Annotated in this window: 3 protein-coding genes and 1 pseudogene; 1 reads left to right on the top strand and 3 read right to left on the bottom strand. The window is 57.0% G+C overall.

Going from position 1 to position 2,548, the window contains the following annotated elements; translation table 11 throughout:
- Positions 1-547 (top strand): annotated as a pseudogene (locus tag FDW87_RS22490) (AsmA family protein); the annotation flags it as partial.
- Between the two features lie 41 nt (positions 548-588).
- Here FDW87_RS22490 and FDW87_RS12540 read toward each other — a convergent pair.
- From FDW87_RS12540 to FDW87_RS22485, 3 genes are all read right to left on the bottom strand, one after another.
- Positions 589-1,272 (bottom strand): D-lyxose/D-mannose family sugar isomerase, encoded by a 684-nt coding sequence (locus tag FDW87_RS12540; protein WP_016155011.1) that lies wholly within the window; start codon positions 1,270-1,272, stop codon positions 589-591.
- Positions 1,273-1,321: 49 nt separating this feature from the next.
- Positions 1,322-2,182: a ketose-bisphosphate aldolase gene (locus FDW87_RS12535; protein ID WP_016155012.1), complete on the bottom strand. Its 861-nt coding sequence runs from the start codon at positions 2,180-2,182 to the stop codon at positions 1,322-1,324.
- Between the two features lie 80 nt (positions 2,183-2,262).
- Positions 2,263-2,548 (bottom strand): class II fructose-bisphosphate aldolase (locus FDW87_RS22485; protein ID WP_252363151.1); only part of this gene is annotated, 286 nt, incomplete at its 5' end.

Below are 2,548 nucleotides of genomic sequence, written 5' to 3'. Positions count from 1 at the left end.
CCCCAGCCGTAATCTGGTGATTGATATCGACCCGAGCTTCCCATGGCAGCTCACCGCGCTGGACGGCTACGGTGCTAACCTCGGGCTGGTGCAGAACAATCAGTGGGGGATCTGGAGCGGGAGCGCTAACCTCAACGCCGCTGCCGGCACCTTTAACCGCACCGACGTGCGTCGTCCTTCGCTGGCGCTGACGGCGAACAGCAGCACCATCAATATCAGCGAACTAAGCGCCTATACGGAAAAAGGGTTGCTGGAGGCCACTGCCAGTATTTCACAGTTGCCTCAGCGTCAAACTCAGGTCAGCCTGAACGGGCGCGGCGTGCCAATGACGATTCTGCAGCAGTGGGGATGGCCCGCACTGCCGCTTTCCGGCGACGGTAACATCCAGCTTACCGCCAGCGGCAATATTCAAGCCGATGCGCCACTCAAGCCAACGGTCAGCGGCCAGTTGCATGCGGTGAACGTGGAGAAACAGCAGGTAACGCAAACCATGCAGGCGGGCGTGGTATCCGGTAGTGAAGTTACCGCCCCACCCGCTGCGCAGTAAAATCTGACGGCCCGGCGGCGATTTGCCGACCGGGTCGCCGTTTATCGCTGTAAGCGCGCATATTCACTGCACAACAGCCACTTCACCGGCTCATCCTCTTCTATCGCCGGGAAGCGACCGCCTGGCTCAAGGAAGTGATTGTCATGCAGGTCGTCATTGACCATCGAGATCTCCCAGCCCAGCACGAACGCTTTCTCCGCCCAAAAGCGATGATACAACCGCGGCGGCAGGCATACCCCCTGCCCCGGTTTCAATACCAGCGTCTCGCCAGCGTCAACGGAACGCCGCTGACCATCGACGCTAACCTCAACAATGCGCCGGGCATCATACCCGTCATCAGGCGTAGCCCACGCCAACTGCATACATAAATCACCGCCGCCGCGGTTAACGATATCTTCCATTTTATGGCGATGAAAATGCCATGGCGTCTGCTGATCCTGCTGAATCTGCAGCATCTTTTCGGCGTACGGTTTGGGGTAGCTGGCTGACCCTAACTGACCATTGCGCAACGTCAGTAACGTCAGCCCCGTTTGCGCAAAATCTCCGCGCCCAAAGTCGGTTATATCCCAGCCCAGTTGGAGATCGAGCACTTCACGCCACAGAGTATGATCCTGTTGCCGCCAGGCATCAGCCGTAAAATACGCAAAGTCAGGCAGGCAAACCCGAAAAGTCTCGGCGATGGCATGCGCTTTATCGACGGCATAATTAATGTGTGAACGCTTCATTCCACTTTTCCTTGTTGCGAAAAAGGCGGGTCACCCCGCCTGTATGCGGTTAGTAAAGTGACGCTTTGCCGGTTGAGCCGAACAGTTTCATTTTGTGACGGATCACATCCCGCGCGGCGCTAATGGCTTCCGGGTAAATAACGTTCGGGTCCCACCAGGTTTCTTTCGCCAGGATTTCGCGGACTTTCTGGAAGTAAGCGTATTTCATATCGCTGGAAATGTTGATTTTGCCAACGCCCAGCGTAACGGATTCGGCAATTTCCGCATCCGGGTTCGCGGAACCTCCGTGCAGCACCAGCGGAATGTCTACTCGCCCGGCAATCTCGCGCAGGATGTGCATTTGCAGCTCTGGCTGCATCCCTTTCGGGTAGATGCCGTGTGCGGTTCCAATCGCCACCGCCAGCGTGTCCGCGCCGGTACGGGCGATAAAATCCTGTGCCTGATCAGGATCGGTATAAGTGACCTTCGATACGCCACCTTCCACTGACGTCCCGGTTTGACCAATCGTACCCAGTTCCCCCTCCACCGAAACGCCTACCGCATGCGCCAGCTTGACCACTTCGCGGGTCAGCGCCACGTTCTCTTCATACGGCAACAGCGAGCCATCAATCATCACCGAGGTAAACCCACACTGAATCGCCCGCAGGACATGCTCGACCGAAGCGCCGTGGTCCAGATGCAGAGTAAAGGGAACCGGGCTGCGCAGAGTGATATCACGGACGTAGCTAAAAAACGCATCGCCTACAAAATCATGTTCGCTGGGGTGAATGGAGATAATCGCCGGGGTATTGGTTGCTTCCGCTTCTTCCACTACTGCACGTACAAAGCAGCTGTCCGCCACGTTGAATGCGCCGATGGCGAAACCGTGCTGACGGGTAGGTTGCAGTAATTCTTTCATCGAAACTAACATGTTAATTCTCCAGTTTCAGGGTGTAGAAAGCCCTGCCAGTGCGTCGTCGCAGAGGCATAGAAGGCGTTACAGAAAATGAATCAGGCTTTGTCGATAGCGCCGCTGGCCTGCAGGTACGGAATAATGGCTTCCTCGCAGGCCTGCTCCATCAGGGCCAGGGCATCAACGAGTTCACCGGATGTGTCGCGACACAGGGTATGCAGTAGTGCAGCCTTTCCGGCTTCGAAAACCGCCGCGCCAACGTTTATCTTGGCGACGCCAAACGTCGGGCAGCGCTGTAGCTGGTCAAACGGCGTCCCGCTGCCGCCATGCAGCGCCAGCGGCACCGTTGATAAACGGGCAATTTCCTCCAGTCGCTGGAAATCA

Source organism: Citrobacter sp. wls826, assembly GCF_005281245.1.
In the GTDB taxonomy this organism is placed as follows: domain Bacteria; phylum Pseudomonadota; class Gammaproteobacteria; order Enterobacterales; family Enterobacteriaceae; genus Citrobacter; species Citrobacter braakii.
Note: the sequence above shows the minus strand (reverse complement) of the source record. Positions and strands in the feature narration are given on the sequence as shown.

Excerpts from the sequence above, each read along its gene's own strand:
- FDW87_RS12540 (WP_016155011.1), bottom strand. The coding sequence starts at position 1,272 with ATGAAGCGTTCACACATTAATTATGCCGTCGATAAAGCGCATGCCATC.
- FDW87_RS12535 (WP_016155012.1), bottom strand. The coding sequence starts at position 2,182 with ATGTTAGTTTCGATGAAAGAATTACTGCAACCTACCCGTCAGCACGGT.